Annotated in this window: 16 protein-coding genes and 1 pseudogene; 8 read left to right on the top strand and 9 right to left on the bottom strand. The window is 66.8% G+C overall.

The window, feature by feature from the left end; all coding sequences use genetic code 11:
- Positions 1 to 51: 51 nt before the first annotated feature.
- Both ACWGIH_RS03035 and ACWGIH_RS03030 read left to right on the top strand, forming a co-directional pair.
- Positions 52 to 1,134, top strand: a complete 1,083-nt coding sequence (locus tag ACWGIH_RS03035) for a Gfo/Idh/MocA family oxidoreductase (protein ID WP_453448730.1) — start codon at positions 52 to 54, stop codon at positions 1,132 to 1,134.
- On the top strand, positions 1,131 to 1,610 hold the full coding sequence (locus ACWGIH_RS03030; RefSeq protein WP_453448731.1) for a heme-degrading domain-containing protein: 480 nt from the start codon (positions 1,131 to 1,133) through the stop codon (positions 1,608 to 1,610). Before ACWGIH_RS03035 ends, ACWGIH_RS03030 begins: the two co-directional genes overlap by 4 nt.
- A gap of 65 nt (positions 1,611 to 1,675) precedes the next feature.
- Here ACWGIH_RS03030 and ACWGIH_RS03025 read toward each other — a convergent pair whose 3' ends face one another.
- The 4 genes from ACWGIH_RS03025 to ACWGIH_RS03010 form a co-directional block, all read right to left on the bottom strand.
- Positions 1,676 to 2,533: a fumarylacetoacetate hydrolase family protein gene (locus ACWGIH_RS03025; protein WP_453448732.1), complete on the bottom strand. Its 858-nt coding sequence runs from the start codon at positions 2,531 to 2,533 to the stop codon at positions 1,676 to 1,678.
- A 140-nt stretch (positions 2,534 to 2,673) separates the two neighbouring features.
- Positions 2,674 to 3,450, bottom strand: a complete 777-nt coding sequence (locus ACWGIH_RS03020; protein WP_453448733.1) for a YidC/Oxa1 family membrane protein insertase — start codon at positions 3,448 to 3,450, stop codon at positions 2,674 to 2,676.
- A 98-nt stretch (positions 3,451 to 3,548) separates the two neighbouring features.
- The gene (locus ACWGIH_RS03015; protein WP_453448802.1) at positions 3,549 to 3,872 is read right to left on the bottom strand and encodes a DUF6412 domain-containing protein; all 324 of its coding nucleotides are present in this window, start codon (positions 3,870 to 3,872) and stop codon (positions 3,549 to 3,551) included.
- Between the two features lie 103 nt (positions 3,873 to 3,975).
- Positions 3,976 to 4,773: a class E sortase gene (locus ACWGIH_RS03010; RefSeq protein ID WP_453448734.1), complete on the bottom strand. Its 798-nt coding sequence runs from the start codon at positions 4,771 to 4,773 to the stop codon at positions 3,976 to 3,978.
- Between the two features lie 199 nt (positions 4,774 to 4,972).
- Between ACWGIH_RS03010 and ACWGIH_RS03005 the strand changes: the two genes are divergently transcribed.
- Positions 4,973 to 5,986 carry an SEC-C metal-binding domain-containing protein gene (locus tag ACWGIH_RS03005; protein WP_453448735.1) on the top strand — a complete coding sequence of 338 codons (1,014 nt, stop codon included), beginning with the start codon at positions 4,973 to 4,975 and terminating at the stop codon, positions 5,984 to 5,986.
- A gap of 117 nt (positions 5,987 to 6,103) precedes the next feature.
- Positions 6,104 to 9,262: a DUF3427 domain-containing protein gene (locus tag ACWGIH_RS03000; RefSeq protein WP_453448736.1), complete on the top strand. Its 3,159-nt coding sequence runs from the start codon at positions 6,104 to 6,106 to the stop codon at positions 9,260 to 9,262.
- Positions 9,263 to 9,328: 66 nt separating this feature from the next.
- Here the strand turns inward: ACWGIH_RS03000 and ACWGIH_RS02995 are convergent, their stop codons facing one another.
- The gene (locus ACWGIH_RS02995; protein WP_453448737.1) at positions 9,329 to 9,829 is read right to left on the bottom strand and encodes an ATP-binding protein; all 501 of its coding nucleotides are present in this window, start codon (positions 9,827 to 9,829) and stop codon (positions 9,329 to 9,331) included.
- A gap of 93 nt (positions 9,830 to 9,922) precedes the next feature.
- Between ACWGIH_RS02995 and ACWGIH_RS02990 the strand changes: the two are divergent.
- Both ACWGIH_RS02990 and ACWGIH_RS02985 read left to right on the top strand, forming a co-directional pair.
- A pseudogene (locus tag ACWGIH_RS02990) lies at positions 9,923 to 10,372 on the top strand (DUF5753 domain-containing protein); the annotation flags it as partial.
- Positions 10,369 to 10,572, top strand: a complete 204-nt coding sequence (locus tag ACWGIH_RS02985) for a DUF397 domain-containing protein (RefSeq protein WP_453448738.1) — start codon at positions 10,369 to 10,371, stop codon at positions 10,570 to 10,572. The pseudogene ACWGIH_RS02990 and the gene ACWGIH_RS02985, both read left to right, overlap by 4 nt.
- Before the next feature lie 17 nt (positions 10,573 to 10,589).
- Here ACWGIH_RS02985 and ACWGIH_RS02980 read toward each other — a convergent pair whose 3' ends face one another.
- Both ACWGIH_RS02980 and ACWGIH_RS02975 read right to left on the bottom strand, forming a co-directional pair.
- On the bottom strand, positions 10,590 to 11,174 hold the full coding sequence (locus tag ACWGIH_RS02980) for a hypothetical protein (protein WP_453448739.1): 585 nt from the start codon (positions 11,172 to 11,174) through the stop codon (positions 10,590 to 10,592).
- A 301-nt stretch (positions 11,175 to 11,475) separates the two neighbouring features.
- Positions 11,476 to 11,985 carry a hypothetical protein gene (locus ACWGIH_RS02975; RefSeq protein ID WP_453448740.1) on the bottom strand — a complete coding sequence of 170 codons (510 nt, stop codon included), beginning with the start codon at positions 11,983 to 11,985 and terminating at the stop codon, positions 11,476 to 11,478.
- A 21-nt stretch (positions 11,986 to 12,006) separates the two neighbouring features.
- Here ACWGIH_RS02975 and ACWGIH_RS02970 point away from each other — a divergent pair, with 21 nt between their 5' ends.
- Positions 12,007 to 12,342 carry a hypothetical protein gene (locus ACWGIH_RS02970; RefSeq protein WP_453448741.1) on the top strand — a complete coding sequence of 112 codons (336 nt, stop codon included), beginning with the start codon at positions 12,007 to 12,009 and terminating at the stop codon, positions 12,340 to 12,342.
- Positions 12,343 to 12,574: 232 nt separating this feature from the next.
- Here the strand turns inward: ACWGIH_RS02970 and ACWGIH_RS02965 are convergent, their stop codons facing one another.
- Both ACWGIH_RS02965 and ACWGIH_RS02960 read right to left on the bottom strand, forming a co-directional pair.
- Entirely contained in the window at positions 12,575 to 12,859 is a 285-nt protein-coding gene (locus tag ACWGIH_RS02965; protein ID WP_453448742.1) for a hypothetical protein, read from the bottom strand.
- Positions 12,860 to 13,073: 214 nt separating this feature from the next.
- Positions 13,074 to 14,435 (bottom strand): FAD-dependent oxidoreductase, encoded by a 1,362-nt coding sequence (locus ACWGIH_RS02960; protein WP_453448743.1) that lies wholly within the window; start codon positions 14,433 to 14,435, stop codon positions 13,074 to 13,076.
- 190 nt (positions 14,436 to 14,625) lie between these two features.
- On the opposite strand from ACWGIH_RS02960, the gene ACWGIH_RS02955 reads away from it, so the two are divergent.
- Complete coding sequence (locus tag ACWGIH_RS02955; protein ID WP_453448744.1) at positions 14,626 to 14,946, top strand: hypothetical protein; 321 nt, start codon at positions 14,626 to 14,628, stop codon at positions 14,944 to 14,946.
- Positions 14,947 to 14,973 lie beyond the last annotated feature (27 nt).

Raw genomic sequence — 14,973 nt, 5'->3', positions numbered from 1 at the left:
CATTGTCGTACGCGCTTGCGCTTTGGCAACACCGTTGCTTAAGTGGAACGCATGACTGGCACAGGCTCCCCTCTACGCGTCGCCCTCATCGGATACGGCCTCGCCGGCTCCGTCTTCCACGCCCCGCTGATCGCCGCCACCGAGGGCCTCGTCCTCGACACGGTCGTCACGTCGAACCCCGAGCGGCAGGCACAGGCCCGCGCCGAGTTCGGTGACGGGCTGAACTTCGCCGCCTCGGCCGACGACCTCTGGGCCCGCGCGGACGAGCTCGACCTGGTGGTGATCGCGTCCCCGAACAAGACGCACGTCGCGCTCGCGACCGCCGCCCTCAAGGCGGGCCTCCCGGTCGTCGTGGACAAGCCGATCGCCGGTACCGCCGCCGAGGCCCGCGAGCTCGCGGCACTCGCCGACGACCGAGGCCTACTCCTCTCCGTCTTCCAGAACCGCCGCTGGGACAACGACTTCCGCACGCTCCAGAAGCTCATCGCCGACGGCGAGCTCGGCGACATCTATCGCTTCGAGTCCCGCTTCGAGCGGTGGCGTCCGCAGCCCAAGGGCGGCTGGCGCGAGTCCGGAGACCCCGAAGAGATCGGAGGTCTGCTCTACGACCTCGGGTCCCACGTCGTCGATCAGGCCCTGGTGCTCTTCGGCCCCGCCAAGTCCGTGTACGCCGAGTCCGACGTCCGCCGCCCCGGCGCCGAGGCCGACGACGACACGTTCATCGCGATCACGCACGAGAACGGCGTCCGCTCACACCTGTACGTGAGCGCCACCACCGCCCAGCTCGGCCCGCGCTTCCGCGCCCTCGGCTCGGCGGCAGGCTATGTGAAGTACGGCCTCGACCCGCAGGAAGCAGCACTGCGCGACGGCAAGCGCCCGTCGCGCGAAGGCAGTTGGGGCGAGGAAACCGAAGACTTGTGGGGCCGTGTCGGCTCCGGCGAATCCCCGCTGACCGGCGGCGGCACCCCGGTCAAGACGCTGCCGGGCGACTACCCCGCGTACTACGCGGCCGTGGCGGCGGCCCTCCGCGGCACCGGCCCGAACCCGGTCTCCGCCCACGAGGCCGCGTCGGCCCTCGACGTCCTGGAGGCGGCACGCCGCTCGGCCCGCGACGGTGTGACGGTGGTCGTATGACGACGCCGACCGCACCGACAGTGGACGAGCTCGAGGCGCAGGAACTGCGCCTGGTCCTCCCCCACTTCACGTACGAGGACGCGTGGGCGCTCGGCAGCCTCCTGGTCGATCTTGCCCGCGAGCGCCAGGCCCCGGTGGCCATCGACATCACCCGCGGCGGCCAGCAGCTCTTCCACGCGGCACTGCCCGGATCCACCCCGGACAACGACGCCTGGATCGCGCGCAAGCGCCGGGTCGTCGAGCGCTACGGCTGCTCGTCGTTCCTGGTCGGCACCCGTTTCCGTGCGAAGGGGACGACGTTCGAGGAATCCTCGCGCCTGGACCCGGACGTGTACGCGGCACATGGCGGCGCGTTCCCGATCGCGGTGCGGGGCGCGGGCGTGATCGGCACGGTGGTGGTCTCCGGCCTTCCGCAGGCGGCGGACCACGCGATGGTGGTGGAGGCACTGGAGCGGTTCCTGGAGCGCTCCACGTAACGAGTGAAGGGGGGCGCCGCGGCCTCGAAAGCCGCAACGGCGCCCCCCACCAGTCACGTTACGAGCTACGCATCCTTCAGCTCCTGCCGCTGCCTGCCGAGCCCCTCGATCTCCAGCTCCACCACATCACCGGCCCGCAGATACGGCTTCGGCTCCGGCTGGCCCATGGCCACACCCGCCGGCGTACCGGTGTTGATGACGTCACCCGGGTACAGGGTCATGAACTGGCTCACGTAGCGCACCACCTCGGCCACCGGGAAGATCTGCTGGGCCGTGGTCCCGTCCTGCTTCAGCTCGCCGTTGACCCAGAGCTTCAGGGACAGCGCCTGCGGGTCGGGCACCTCGTCCTTCGTCACGAGCCACGGGCCCAGCGGGTTGAACGTCTCGCAGTTCTTGCCCTTGTCCCACGTGCCGCCGCGTTCGATCTGGAACTCACGCTCCGACACGTCGTGCGACACCGCGTACCCGGCGACGTGCGCGAGCGCCTCCTCGTCGGACTCCAGGTAACGCGCGGTGCGCCCGATGACGATCGCGAGCTCGACCTCCCAGTCGGTCTTGACCGACTTGCGCGGCACCAGCACGGTGTCGTCCGGTCCGACCACCGTGTCCGCGGCCTTGAAGAAGATGACGGGTTCGGTGGGCGGCGTGGCCCCGGTCTCGGCCGCGTGGTCGTGGTAGTTGAGCCCGATGCACACGACCTTGCCGATCCGGGCCACCGGCGGTCCGACCCGCAGCCCCTGCGCGTCGAGCACGGGCAGCTCGCCCGACTCGGCGGCGGACCGGACCCGGTCGAGGGCCGCCGTGTCGGCGAGCAGCGCCCCGTCGATGTCCGTGACGGTCGCCGACAGGTCCCGCAGCGCGCCTTCGGCGTCGAGCAGCGCGGGGCGCTCGGCCCCCGCCGTACCGACTCGCAGCAGCTTCATGGTCAATCTCCCTTGGTCGAGCGCGACCGGTCGCTGTGACCGTCCGCGTGGCCAGGCCGATGGGATGCGGCCATCGGAGGTTTGGAAGATCCTCCAAGGTCACCGTCCATCCCGCAAGACCCTGTTCACGGACCGGACCATTACCCGGCAGTAGCCAGCGCGCTCGCCCCGGCGGCCCCGTGCGGCATGTCGCGGTAGAGCACGGCACGCTCCACCGCGCTCCAGGTGGTGCTGGTGACCACGTACAGGGCGGCGGCGAGCGGCACGAAGGCGACGGTGAACAGCGTCATGAACGACATGAAGGGCATGACCTTGGTCATCGCGCCCATGCCGGGCATCTGCTGGGCGTCGCTGCCACCGGTCGCGGTCGCCGCCATGGCCATCTGCGTCTTCGCACGCCGGAAGTTGAAGGTCGCGACGGCGGCCACGATCGCGAAGAGGCCGAGATAGACGAGCCCCTGCGCCCCGAAGACCCCGCCGTCACCGAGCGCGTCGGCCCACCGCCCGCCGAGGGGCGCGTCGAAGAGCTTGTGCTGGAGCAGCGCGTTGGCTTCCCCGCCGATGCTGGAGCTGGAGAACAGGTGGTAGAGCAGGAAGAACGCCGGCAGCTGGAACAGGCTGGGCAGGCACCCGGAGAGCGGCGACACCTTCTCCGCCGCGTGCAGCTCCAGCACCGCCTTCTGCAGCTTCTCGGGGTTCTTGGCGTGCTTCTTGCGCAGCTCGGCGATCTGCGGCGACAGCTTGGCGCGCGCCTTCTGGCCGCGGGCCGAGGCGCGCGACAAGGGGTGGACGAGGAGTCGTACGCACGCGGTGAACAGCACGATGGCGGCGGCCGTCGCGGAGGCGTGGAAGAGCGGTTCGAGAAGGTCGGCGATGGAGCCGACCAGGTCGGCGAACATGGACATGAAACCGGACATGGAGAAGCCCTCCGGGGGTCTCGTCGTGCCGAGGAAAAGGGGCAGATGCTCTTTTCGGCGTGACGACCGCGAAGGGGGCTTCGGGTGTGCGGTGCTCCCTACGCGGCCGTCATGACGAGACGGCCCGGTGCTCGGGGCCGCCTGCGCCCGGAGGCGTCGGGATCGCGCTGCGGCAGGAACGCCGTGCGCTTCTCGCGGTCGCGGATGGCGGTACGCACCCGGGTGCGGGGCACGGGGGGCGCGCAGCGCGCGGCGATCAGGGAGCAGAGGGCGAGCGCGGAGCCCGCGGCGGCGGTCGCGGCGAGGGCGACGGCCGCGGTGATGCTGCTCGCGTCGAGGAGGACGACCTCGACGAGGAGGAAGAGGAGGAGCCCGGTGGGCCGGAGGGCGGCTTTCCAGCCGCGGATGATGTCCCGCACGATTACTGCTCGCCCTCCTCTCCTCGTAGCGTCCAGCGCGCTTGCTGTGACGCCGTATCGCGTACTGCCCGTTATACAGGATGCGTTTCGCCCGAGGGAGGGGTACTCAGCGAGGCCGCATGGACTGCAGCGTCCCCCACACGATGAGCCGGTACCTGGAGGTGTACTCGGGAGTGCAGGTGGTGAGGGTGATGTAGTACCCGGGTGCGCTGTACCCGTGCCCGGTCTTGACATCGCTGCGTGGCACCGGGCGGATGACTCCGCTGTCCCGGGCGGAGGTCTGGCCGAGCGTCTTGTCGACGACGTACGTGTAGACGGCCCGCTCGGTCTCCACGACGAGCTCGTCGCCGTCCCCCAGCCGATTGATGCGCCGGAAGGGCTCACCGTGGGTGTTCCGGTGCCCGGCGAGCGCGAAGTTCCCGCCCTGGCCGGGCTGGGCGGTGCGCGGGTAGTGCCCGACGTACCCCTTGTTGAGTACGCCGCTCTTGCTGATGCCCTCCGCCACGGGAACCCGTATCCCGATGCGGGGAATGCGCAGGACGGCGTAGGCCTGGTCCCAGTCGGGGGTGGGGGCGGGTCGCTGGCGCTGGGCCTGCGGGGAGGCTTCGCCGGCGCGGTCGTCGCCGCCACCGCCACCGTCTCCGTCGTCCGAGGCACCCGGGCCGGTCCGGGCATCGGGGGCGGGGGCAGGATCGTCGGCGGCATCGGAAGAGGTGGATGACGAGCTCCCCCACTCCCGCTCAAGGGCCTGGACCTTGCGCTCGGCGCCTTCGCGGGCCTGCCGATTGGTCCACCAGAGCTGATGGGCGACGAGGAGCAGCAACACAAGCCCGCAGGTGACGGCGGCTTCGGCGCCTGCCCACAGCAGCCGAGCGCCGCGCCCCCGCCGCCCTTGAACCACCACAGGAACCCGATCCACCCGCTCCCGCACGCCGGCACCTCCCGTTCCAAGAGGGCGGCAGGCTAAGCCCAAGCCCGCCAACAAGCCATGGCGCCCGCACGACGACAGCACGAAAGCGCGGCCACGCCGATCCGCGCCGATCCGCCCTGATCTGCACGGCAACCCTCCTGCAACGCCCCCACTCGGCAGTACGGTGTCCCGTATGCGCCCCGACACGCCTGCCGACCACATCGCCGAAGCCGAGCGCCTGGAGCGGACCGCCGGCTTGTACCCCGAGGACACCGAGCACCTGCTGCTCCAGGCCGCGGCCCACCTGGAACTGGCGGGCGAGCGCGACCGCGCGACCACGCTCTACGACCGCCTGCTGACCCCGGACGCCCCGCACCCCGCGTCGGCCCCGACCCTCATCCGGGCCCTGAAGGCCTCGAACCTCTGGGAGTACGGCCACGAGGCGGAGGCAAGGGCGATCATCGACGGCGTACGAGCGGCGACGCCGCGAGACCCGGCGCCGTGGGTGATCGTGGCGGAGTCGCTGGAGGCCCACGACGAACTGACGCAAGCGCAGGAGACGTTCACGGAGGCACTGGAACTCCTGCTCGGCACCGCGTCGTCCCCGTCCTACGACCAACGCCCCCTGCTGTTCGGCCGCCACAGGGTGCGCCGCCTCCTTGGCGCGGAGCACGACGCGTGGGACGCACTGGCGGACGAGGTCTCGTCGTCCCCCGTCCCCCTGGACGAACTGCACGACCCGAAGCGCATCTGGTCCCTCGGCTCTGACAACCCGGCGGAACTCCGGGCGGAGATCTCCCGAATCCAGGCGGAATTGGGCTCCTACAGGGAGGCCCTGTCACGCCCGTTCCCGGTGGCGGTCCTGCACTGGCCGGCAACGGAACTGACGGAACTCCTGACGGCGTACCCGGCCCTGGAATCGGAATACCCTTCCCACGAGGCCCACTTGTCGACGATAGAGGAGTCCCTGCGAGAACTGTCGGCCTCCGGCACCCCGAACCTGGGCATCGTGACAGGCACGGTCCCGTCGTACGAGGCCTTCGCAGCTTCGGAGGGCGCCACCCCGACGGACGCCTCCTTGCTCCCCCAGTACGCCACGACACTGGCAGCCCGCGGCCGAGCGGTGGGGTGGCCGCCGGAGGCGGGGGCGGCTTGTTGGTGCGGGTCGGGGCGGGGTTATGGGGAGTGCCACGGCACTTCGGTCTAGGGATCAGGAAGCCCGCGAGTGGCTGGGCGCTTCCTGTCGAGAACCCTCGCCATCAGCGGTGCGGTTGATAGAACGATCCCAATGACCGTGTGTTTAACCCCGGGGGGGGGCTGGCCCATGCCACAGTTCGCGAACGACACACCGGCTCCAGCTGCCGGACTGTACGAGGAACTCATCACCCTGCGCTTTGAGCAGCAGCTGAAGGACCTCACTGACCTCGGATGGCAGCCAGTCAGCGGCCCAGTGGGCGATGAATCCGTTCCCCACGTGTTGTCGAGGCATGTTGCCTCCACCGTGCAACGCGTACTCCATGGCATCCCGCCGGAAGAGCGAGTTCACGCCGCAAACCACATACTCAACTCCATTAGCACCCTGGATGGTGCGCGGGAGTGGGTGGAGCTGGTAGCCGAGGGACCTCGTCAACTTCTAGCGCTAGCTCGGCAGGAGGCTCCTGGAGTCTTCGCCATTCGACCCGCCACACCGCTCTCCGACGCTGGACTCATCACCAACTCACCTGACGACCCGAGCCTCGGTTTCGAGCTGCGCGCCGAACTCGCCACCGCCGACCGCGTAGACCTGCTCTGCGCCTTCGTGAAATGGCACGGCCTGCGAGTCATTGAGAAATCCTTGGAAGCAGCCCGCGATCGCCAGGTACCCATTCGTGTGCTCACGACCACCTACATCGGTGCCACCGACCGCTCAGCGCTCGATCGCTTGGTGAACGAGTTCAATGCCGAGGTGAAGGTCAACTACGAGACTAGATCGACACGTCTGCATGCAAAGGCCTGGCTGTTTCACCGGGAGAGCGGTTACAACACCGCGTACGTCGGCAGCTCCAACCTCTCCAAGGCCGCTCTACTTGACGGGTTGGAATGGAACGTACGACTCTCGACCGTCGCCACACCTGACGTGATGCGAAAGTTCGACGCGACCTTTGACGCCTACTGGAGCGACCCATCCTTTGAGTTGTACGACCCCAAGGTCGACGGTGAGCGGTTGCGTGACGCGCTCACCATCGCGAGTGGCAGATCGTCGAGGTCGGACTCCGATCGCAGAATCACACTCTCTGGGCTCGAAGTGCGGCCATACGCCCACCAGCGCGACATGCTGGAACGCCTTGAGGTCGAGCGAGGCGTACATGATCGGCACAACAATCTGCTGGTAGCCGCCACCGGGACAGGTAAGACGGTTATGGCCGCACTCGACTACAAACAACTCCGCAAGAAGCACGGGCGGGACTTGCGGCTGCTGTTCGTCGCGCACCGCAAAGAGATCCTCGAGCAATCGATCCGGACGTACCAGGATGTACTGGTCGATGCCAACTTCGGAGAGTCACTTCACAGCGGTGAGATTCCCGAACGCTGGACACATGTATTTGCCAGCGTTCAATCGCTTAACGCCCGCACCCTAGAGCGTTTGAACCCTGACCACTTTGACGTAATCGTCATCGACGAATTCCATCACGGCACGGCACCCACATACCGAAAAATTATCGATCATTTCTCACCGATGGAACTCCTTGGATTGACCGCCACGCCAGAGCGCGCGGACGGATATAATATCCAGAATGAATTCTTCGATGGGCGCATTGCAGCCGAGATGAGGCTATGGGAAGCTCTGGAGAACGATCTCCTGAGCCCCTTCCACTACTTCGGAATCAGTGACAACACTGACCTGAAATCCGTGCTGTGGAAACGAGGCGGCTATGACGACGCGGCCTTGAGTAACGTCTTGACGGGTAATGTTCCGCGCGCACGCCTCATCGTGAAGAAAGTCGAAGAAAAGATTGCAGATCCTGGCTCCATGCGTGCGTTGGGATTTTGCGTATCCGTCGCGCACGCTCGGTTCATGGCCGATTTCTTCCGAGCTGCTGGCCTCAACGCCATTGCGCTCTCCGGCGATACATCAGCTGAAGTACGTAAGCGGGCTCTGGACGACCTCAAGACCGGAGACCTGCAAGTCATCTTCTCCGTCGACCTCTTCAACGAGGGGCTCGATATCCCTGATGTGGACACACTGCTCCTGCTGCGCCCTACGGAGAGCGCGACGGTGTTCCTTCAGCAGCTCGGCCGCGGGCTCCGCCGCAGTGAAAACAAAGCCGTTCTCACCGTCCTCGACTTCATTGGCCAACACCGAAAGGAGTTCCGCTTCGAAAACCAGTTCCGAGCTCTGACCAACCTCACGCGCAAGCGCCTTCTCGACAATATCGAATGGGATTTTCCACGCCTCCCCTCAGGCTGCCAGATCCTCCTTGAGGAGAAGGCGAAGCACACCATCATCGACAACATCAAGGCCCAGATCGGCATCAACGTTACCGCGCTCACCCGCGAGGTCGCCGACTATGCAGAGATGGAACTGCACCGCTATCTTGAAGAGAGCGGGCGGGAGTTGAAGGACATTTACCGCGGCAGCGGCAACTCCTGGACCGGTTTGCTGCGCCGCGCAGGCCTGCTCAAGGGCGAGCCGCCGGCAGGCGAGGCAGCGCTCCTCAAACGCATGCCCTCCTTCCTCCACGTCGACGATCCCCTGCGCGTCGCCGCGTACACGCGTCTCGTTGAAGATGACGCCCCTGCCTACGACGACCTTGACGAGCAAGGACAGGCCTATGCCCGGATGCTCTTCTTTCAGATCTGGCCGCTCGGCGGTGTGACACGCAAAGGCTTCGCCTCTTACGACGCTGGTTTCGCTGTCTTGCGTGAGCACTTCGCATTCCGCAGCGAGCTGCGTCAGGTCCTCGCGTACAACCTGGCGCACACCGAGCACGTGCCGGTCCCGCTACTCGGCAGCCATGCAGGTATCCCGCTCACCGTGCACGCCTCGTACAGCCGTGAAGAAATTCTCCCCGCGCTCGGGCAGTCGTACATCGGTGGCTTTATGCCAGGGGACTTCAGGGAGGGCGTCAAGTGGTGCGAGTCCATCAAGACGGACGCGCTGCTGGTTACGCGGGAGAAGGATGAGAAGGATTTCTCACCCCAGACGCGGTACCACGATTACGCATTGACGACGAGGAACTTCCACTGGGAGTCCCAAAACCAGACGTCAGACACCTCCCCCACCGGGCAGCGCTACCAACATCATGCGGCTGAGGGCTCTCACGTCTTGCTCTTCATCCGACGCTACAAGAACACCGATATTGGCGGTGCCCAGCCTTGGATGCTGCTCGGCCCGGCACACTACGTGGAGCACAAAGGCAGCAAGCCCATGGCGGTCACGTGGAAACTCAAGCACGAGATCCCGGCAGAGGTATGGACGTACTCAGCGATTAACACGGCTTAGTGACCGAGGGCTTTGGTCCCCCAGGCCAAAGACCTTGGCTACCCGCTCTCGTGCCATGTCCCCCCCTCAGTGACCGCGTCCTAGGCCTCGGTCGCCATAGAAGCTGCGCACCGCCTCAGCCCTTGCACCTGTTGACCCGCCATCGTGTCCATCGGGGGCAGCTGAGTCGGTTGCCAGCTCGCACCAGGTGGTCTTGCGATCGGCATCGAGTAGGACACCCCATCGGTCGGCAACGGCGTCTACCAGCGCCATACCCCGACCCGTCTCCATCTCCATTTCCGCATCGAGAAGTGTCGGGAGAGCTCGAGGATCCGGGTCGTGAACCTCCATACGCACCCGGGTTTCGTTCATGGACACGACGAGATTTGTCGGGGTCCCCGATCCGACATGCGTGATGACGTTGGCAACCAACTCAGACACACAGAGTTGGGCCACATCAACGACCTTGTGGAGCCCCCACAGCCCTAGATGGTCACGCACGATCCGTCGCAGCGCTGCCACTTCTGATGGCTCAGCCAGGAAGTCCAGGTACAAGGGTTCGCGCGCCATGCACTTCTTCTGGATCACATCCAGCCCCTCTCGTCGTCCGATGGCCACCCGAAACCGGCACAACTTCCCGTGCCTGAACAGGCGTTGTCGGCCCCCTTGAGCTTCTGCCTCTCCACCGGAAGCATGAAGCCGGAGGACATCGACCGGGCCGTACGCGTGCGCATGGAGCGCCAGACCATGCTCACGCGGGCAGGCGGCCCTGAGGCCTGGTTTATCGTTAGCGAGGCTACGCTCCGAAACACCATCGGAGACCGGGAGATCATGCGCGACCAGCTCGAACACCTCCTAGATTCCATGACGTTGCCGTCAGTGACGCTCCAGGTGCTCCCCTTCGACTCCGGCACGTACCCGATCACTGGCCCCTTCACTGTGCTCGGGTTCCCGGACCAGGAAGATCCGGACGTCATCTATCGGGACGGCATCACTGATGCGACCTACCTGGAGGGGGAGCATCATGTTCGGGAGTACACACGAGCCTTCGATGGACTGAGGGCAGCGGCGCTAAGCCCTCAGCGGTCCGCCAGACTTATCAAGTCCGTTCTAAAGGAATACGCGCGATGACGATTGCTAACAGCAACCCCTTGCCCTGGTTCACCTCCTCCTACAGCAACGGCGCAGGGGGCGAATGCGTGGAGTGCGCACCTCTTCTCGGCACCATGCTGGTCCGTGATTCCACGCGGAGGCAGGGCCCTGTGGTCGCCATACCCTCGGACGCCTGGCAAGCGTTCATAGCCGGATTCACCACGCACTGCGCCAAGTAGCCGGCCCGGCGCGGCTCTCAGGAAACGGACTGGTCGGGATCGCGAAGTACCTCGCCAGCCCTGTCAAGGAACTGCGTACGCATCTCAGTAACGTGCTGGCTCTTCTCTAACCAATCTCGCCATCTCGCCTCTGTCTCAGCGACCCCCTGAACCGCCCCCTGCTCCGCGAGCTTCAGGGCCTGCGCTGCATCGGCCGTGGCCGCCCTGAGCACTTGAGCCACGATGACTACATCTTCCGGCCCCCAGAGGGCGAGTTGACTCGTACGCGACTGCATGGCAGCGACCTGCCCCCTGAACTCATCGCGTTCAGTGGCGGGGAAGACCTCGCCGCGACGTATGGCTACTGCCGCCCTCTTTAGAGTGTCCTCAGCTGTCGAGTGAGCATCGAGCAATGCGGCGCAGGCTTGCTGCCTTTGTTCCTTGACCCACTGGAGATGCCCCGTCGCGGCCTGCCGATCTACTTGCGCAAGCGCCGCTTCGACCCCCTTCTCTCCGCCAATGCGCGCACCGCGCACACTTGCGAACGCACCGACAGCGGCACCGCCCACTGCGCCAGCCACCCCGACGATTGCAGCAACCATCGTCGCTATCCCACCATCCATGCAGCCATCATCTCCCGAGGGCCCTCCTCCCCGCGTAGGACCGCCAAAGAACAGTGCATGCTGGCGAGTTGGCCTGCCTCGTGTCAGCTGTGCCCACTAGCCTGTGAGCATGTCAACTGTTGTGCCCTCCTTCCAACCTGGCGACATCCTCACGCGGACGGACATTCGGAGGGAACTAGGAGGAAGCCCCCAGGGTGGTATCTGCCCCTCCGTGGAAAAGAGGACAGTGGTTCTCTATTCCGACATCAAGTCGGGGGAGCAGTATGGCTACCGCGATGGGTGGCTTCGAGAAGAGGATCGATTAGGTCCCATTTTCGAGTACACGGGAGCTGGAACGCAGGGGGATCAAAAATTTGTTGGTACCACCGGTAGTGGAAATGCAGCGATCCTCCAGCATGCCGTTGACTCCCGCACTCTCCATCTCTTCATTGGGCACGGCAAAGTTCCCGGAAGTGACACAAGGACCCACCGCTACATCGGCGCATTCGCTGTGGATAGCGAGCGTCCATATTTCCGAAGGCAAGCCCGCGACAAGCTTCAAAATGATCGCGATGTCATAGTCTTTAGACTGCGACCGATCGGCATCTACGATCTTTCTAGCGATGACGTGATCCCGCCGGCGGCAGAAACTAGGGTCAGGTTCGTTCCTTCCAGATCCAGACGCCGACCCGAGGTGCCAGAACGCCTTCAGCGGGCATGGGAACGGGATCGTTCGGCGGCAAGTTCGACGTACCGACGTGAGCAGATAGCATCCGATTTCGGCGACATACTCAGCACCCGCCAACACCGTGTCGGACGGCTGGAAGTCCATGTCAGAGGCGTAGAAGAGGCCATGGAAGCAGCTCTCTTCGACCAGAGCGATCGTACCGCCTACGAGCCAGCAGACAGCAGCTCGCGGAAAGCACTTCGGGATGCCCTGATGACGCTCATGGACATCCGCATGCATTTGAACGCGATAGAGGACGGCATGCCGCTGCGCTGCATGGTCATTGCGCCGGGATTACCCAGCGAGGATACGCGTCAATTATTGGCACAGTACAGCGTTGGAATCGTCTACCGTAACGAGAACGGCGACTTCACGGAACTACAAGGTGACGGAGTTCACCCTCCGGCGGCCGGCACCCCTAGCACCTCTCTATGCTTCAACTGCCCTACGCGTTCGATCTAGCCTTTCGATGGTGGCAAGGAAATCCCAGTGCCGCGCCGCCTGAGAGACCGGCCCCCGGGATTTTTCTGCAACCCGCCTTCTGGACGGCTCCACCAGCGCCAACTTCCTCACCCGCTCACCCCGATCAATCCCATGCTTAACGACCAAGCCCCCATGCCGCATGCAAGCGCCACGCCGAAGGGGGCCCGATCTCAGCGGGCCCCCTTCGGGTGTGGTGTGAGTTGACGGTGGATCAGTCGTCGTCGTGGTGGTTGCCCTCGAAGTGGCCCACGGCGTCGGTGATTCCGGCGAGGCCGCCCAGGTTCTCGTAGGCGAAGCCGCCCCGCATGCCGCCGTCGTGGTCATCACTGTCGAAGTGACCGGCTGCCTCGGTGATCCCGGCGGGGCCGCCGAGGTTCTCGTAGGCGAAGCCGGCCCGCCCGCCCTCGTGGTCGTCGTCGGCGAGGGCGGTGCCGCTGGCGCCCAACACGGCAGCGGCGGTGAGGGCGGTGACAGCCAGGGCGGTACGGATACGCATGGGGTCCCTTTCGGTACGCGATCTTGGGGTGTGTTCAGGTTTGCCCTATCTACCGACCGCACAGACGTGCCCCGCCGCAATTCACTCGCACAGCGGCGCCGCTCGACGGCACCGGCACCCGCACAGCCGTGCCCTCGGCGGCACCGGCACCCGCACAGCGGCGCCCCTCGAAGGCACCGGCAGGCCGCTGGGCCGCCCCGCTCACCCGCCTGCCCTACCCGACCCGCTCGTCCCAGTCGATCCGGTGCTCGAACTGCCACGCCCCCCACACCGCTCCCCCGCCCCCGCCCACCTTCGTCGCCACCGGCAGGACCGCGTCCCGTAGCACGCGGCTCAAGGGCCCCGCCGGCTTCGGGGTGGCCGTGCGGGCCGCGGCCGAGGTGGCCGTCGACGTGGCCGACGTGTGTTTGAGGATGCGGTCCACCCTTGGGCGGCGCAGGGACTCGTAGGCCTTGAAGGCTGCCCGTGGGGGCAAGTCCCGCAGACAGCGGGCCAGTTCGACCGCGCTCTCCGTGGCCAGCGATACTCCCTGGCCCGATGTCGCCGGCGTCGCGTGAGCCGCGTCGCCGATCAGGATCATCCGTCCCCTGCTCCAGGAGGTCACCGGAGGCATCGTTTCTGTGGGGCCCGTGATCAGCAGGTCCTCGGGGGCGGTCTCCCGGACCAGGTCCGGTGCCGGAGTGCGGTCGTCCGCGAACGCCTCGCCCAGGCGCTTCAGCCACTCCGCCGCGCCCACCGCCTGCGCCTCCGCCGACGTCATCGGCTCGCGGTGCGGCAGGTTCACGAACCAGGCCGCCGAACCATCGTCGAAGATCTGGTAGCCGAAGTACGCCCTCTTGCCGTAGCACATGTACAACACCCCTTCCGTGGAAGGGAGTTGCGTCGCGCGTACGCGGGCCGTGAACGTCAGCACGCCCGCGTAGTGCGGTTTCGGCGTCGTCGGGTCGATGAGCGCGCGCACGGTCGAGCGCAAGCCGTCCGCCCCGATCAGGATGTCCGCCTTCGCCAGTGAGCCGTCCGAGAAACGGGCCGTCACTCCCGCGCCCGTGTCGGTCGCGTCCAGCAGGCGCTTGCCCCGGTGGAGAGGGATCCCCCGGCGCGCCGCCTCCGCCGCCAGCGCCTCGCCCAGTTCCGTGCGCCAGACGAAGCGCGTCGTCGGGAGGTCGGCGGGCGGGGTCAGCTGGCCCAGGTGTCTGCCCGTCCAGCTGCGCAGGACCAGCGACGTCACCGGGGTGCCGATCGCGCTCACCGTCTCCGCCGCGTCGATCGCCTCCAGCGCCTGCATGCCGTTCGGGGCGATCGTCATGCCGGCGCCACGGCCTCCTGGCTTGGTGTCGTCGTGCGTCTCGCGCGCCTCGCCCGCCGGCGCCGCACGCCCGGTCGCCGCACGCTCGGTCGTCTCGCCCGCGACCGCCTCGCCCGCCGGCGCCGTGCCCGCCGTCGCCTCGTACACCGTCGCCTCGATGCCCGCCTTGCGCAGCGCCATCGCCGCCACCGTCCCTGCGACACCACCCCCGATGACCAGGGCTGTTCGGATGCGGTGGGCAGTGGTGGGGGGCGTGGTTCGCGCGGTCATCTCTACTATCGGTCCCTCGTCGGCAGTGCCTTCGAGCACGCCGCGGAGGCGCAGCGCACACCCGCCCCAACCTACGCGGCTCCGACCCCCTCGCCGCAAGGCTTTCCCGGCGCGTTAGCCTCGGGCCGAGAGCCCATAGAGGACGTATCGGCCGGAAGCATTCGCTGCGGGCCGTGGAAGCGAGGCAGGCATGGCGGGCGAGGCAGGTTCGGCGAAGGTACCGGCGGCAGCGGTGGCCGCGAGCGGGCTCGTCGGCGGGTACGCCGTCGCCCGGTGGACCAAGAAGCGGCCCCTCGGTGGCCTCGTCCTCGCCGCCGCGGGGGCCACCGCCGCTCAGCAGTGGCGTGCCACGGCCGGGGGCAGGACCGCTGCCGCGCTCAGTGCCACGTACGTCGCCGCCTTCGCCGGATCGCATCCGCTCGCCAAGAAGGTCGGGGCCTGGCCCGCCGTCTTCGGGGTCGCCGGTGCGGTCGGCCTCGCGTCGTGGGTGCTTGCCGATCGGCGTGGGTGACCCCCGGCGCGGGGCACTCAAGTACGC

Source organism: Streptomyces sp. NPDC054872 (assembly GCF_053610705.1).
Note: the sequence above shows the minus strand (reverse complement) of the source record. Positions and strands in the feature narration are given on the sequence as shown.

Bases quoted from the DNA above. Each gene is read 5' to 3' on its own strand.
- ACWGIH_RS03035 (WP_453448730.1), top strand. From the start codon at position 52: ATGACTGGCACAGGCTCCCCTCTACGCGTCGCCCTCATCGGATACGGC.
- ACWGIH_RS02955 (WP_453448744.1), top strand. From the start codon at position 14,626: ATGGCGGGCGAGGCAGGTTCGGCGAAGGTACCGGCGGCAGCGGTGGCC.
- ACWGIH_RS03025 (WP_453448732.1), bottom strand. From the start codon at position 2,533: ATGAAGCTGCTGCGAGTCGGTACGGCGGGGGCCGAGCGCCCCGCGCTG.
- ACWGIH_RS02980 (WP_453448739.1), bottom strand. From the start codon at position 11,174: ATGGATGGTGGGATAGCGACGATGGTTGCTGCAATCGTCGGGGTGGCT.
- ACWGIH_RS02965 (WP_453448742.1), bottom strand. From the start codon at position 12,859: ATGCGTATCCGTACCGCCCTGGCTGTCACCGCCCTCACCGCCGCTGCC.
- ACWGIH_RS02985 (WP_453448738.1), top strand. From the start codon at position 10,369: ATGACGATTGCTAACAGCAACCCCTTGCCCTGGTTCACCTCCTCCTAC.
- ACWGIH_RS03005 (WP_453448735.1), top strand. From the start codon at position 4,973: ATGCGCCCCGACACGCCTGCCGACCACATCGCCGAAGCCGAGCGCCTG.
- ACWGIH_RS03030 (WP_453448731.1), top strand. From the start codon at position 1,131: ATGACGACGCCGACCGCACCGACAGTGGACGAGCTCGAGGCGCAGGAA.
- ACWGIH_RS03020 (WP_453448733.1), bottom strand. From the start codon at position 3,450: ATGTCCGGTTTCATGTCCATGTTCGCCGACCTGGTCGGCTCCATCGCC.
- ACWGIH_RS02970 (WP_453448741.1), top strand. From the start codon at position 12,007: ATGGAAGCAGCTCTCTTCGACCAGAGCGATCGTACCGCCTACGAGCCA.
- ACWGIH_RS02960 (WP_453448743.1), bottom strand. From the start codon at position 14,435: ATGACCGCGCGAACCACGCCCCCCACCACTGCCCACCGCATCCGAACA.
- ACWGIH_RS02975 (WP_453448740.1), bottom strand. From the start codon at position 11,985: ATGGACTTCCAGCCGTCCGACACGGTGTTGGCGGGTGCTGAGTATGTC.
- ACWGIH_RS03000 (WP_453448736.1), top strand. From the start codon at position 6,104: ATGCCACAGTTCGCGAACGACACACCGGCTCCAGCTGCCGGACTGTAC.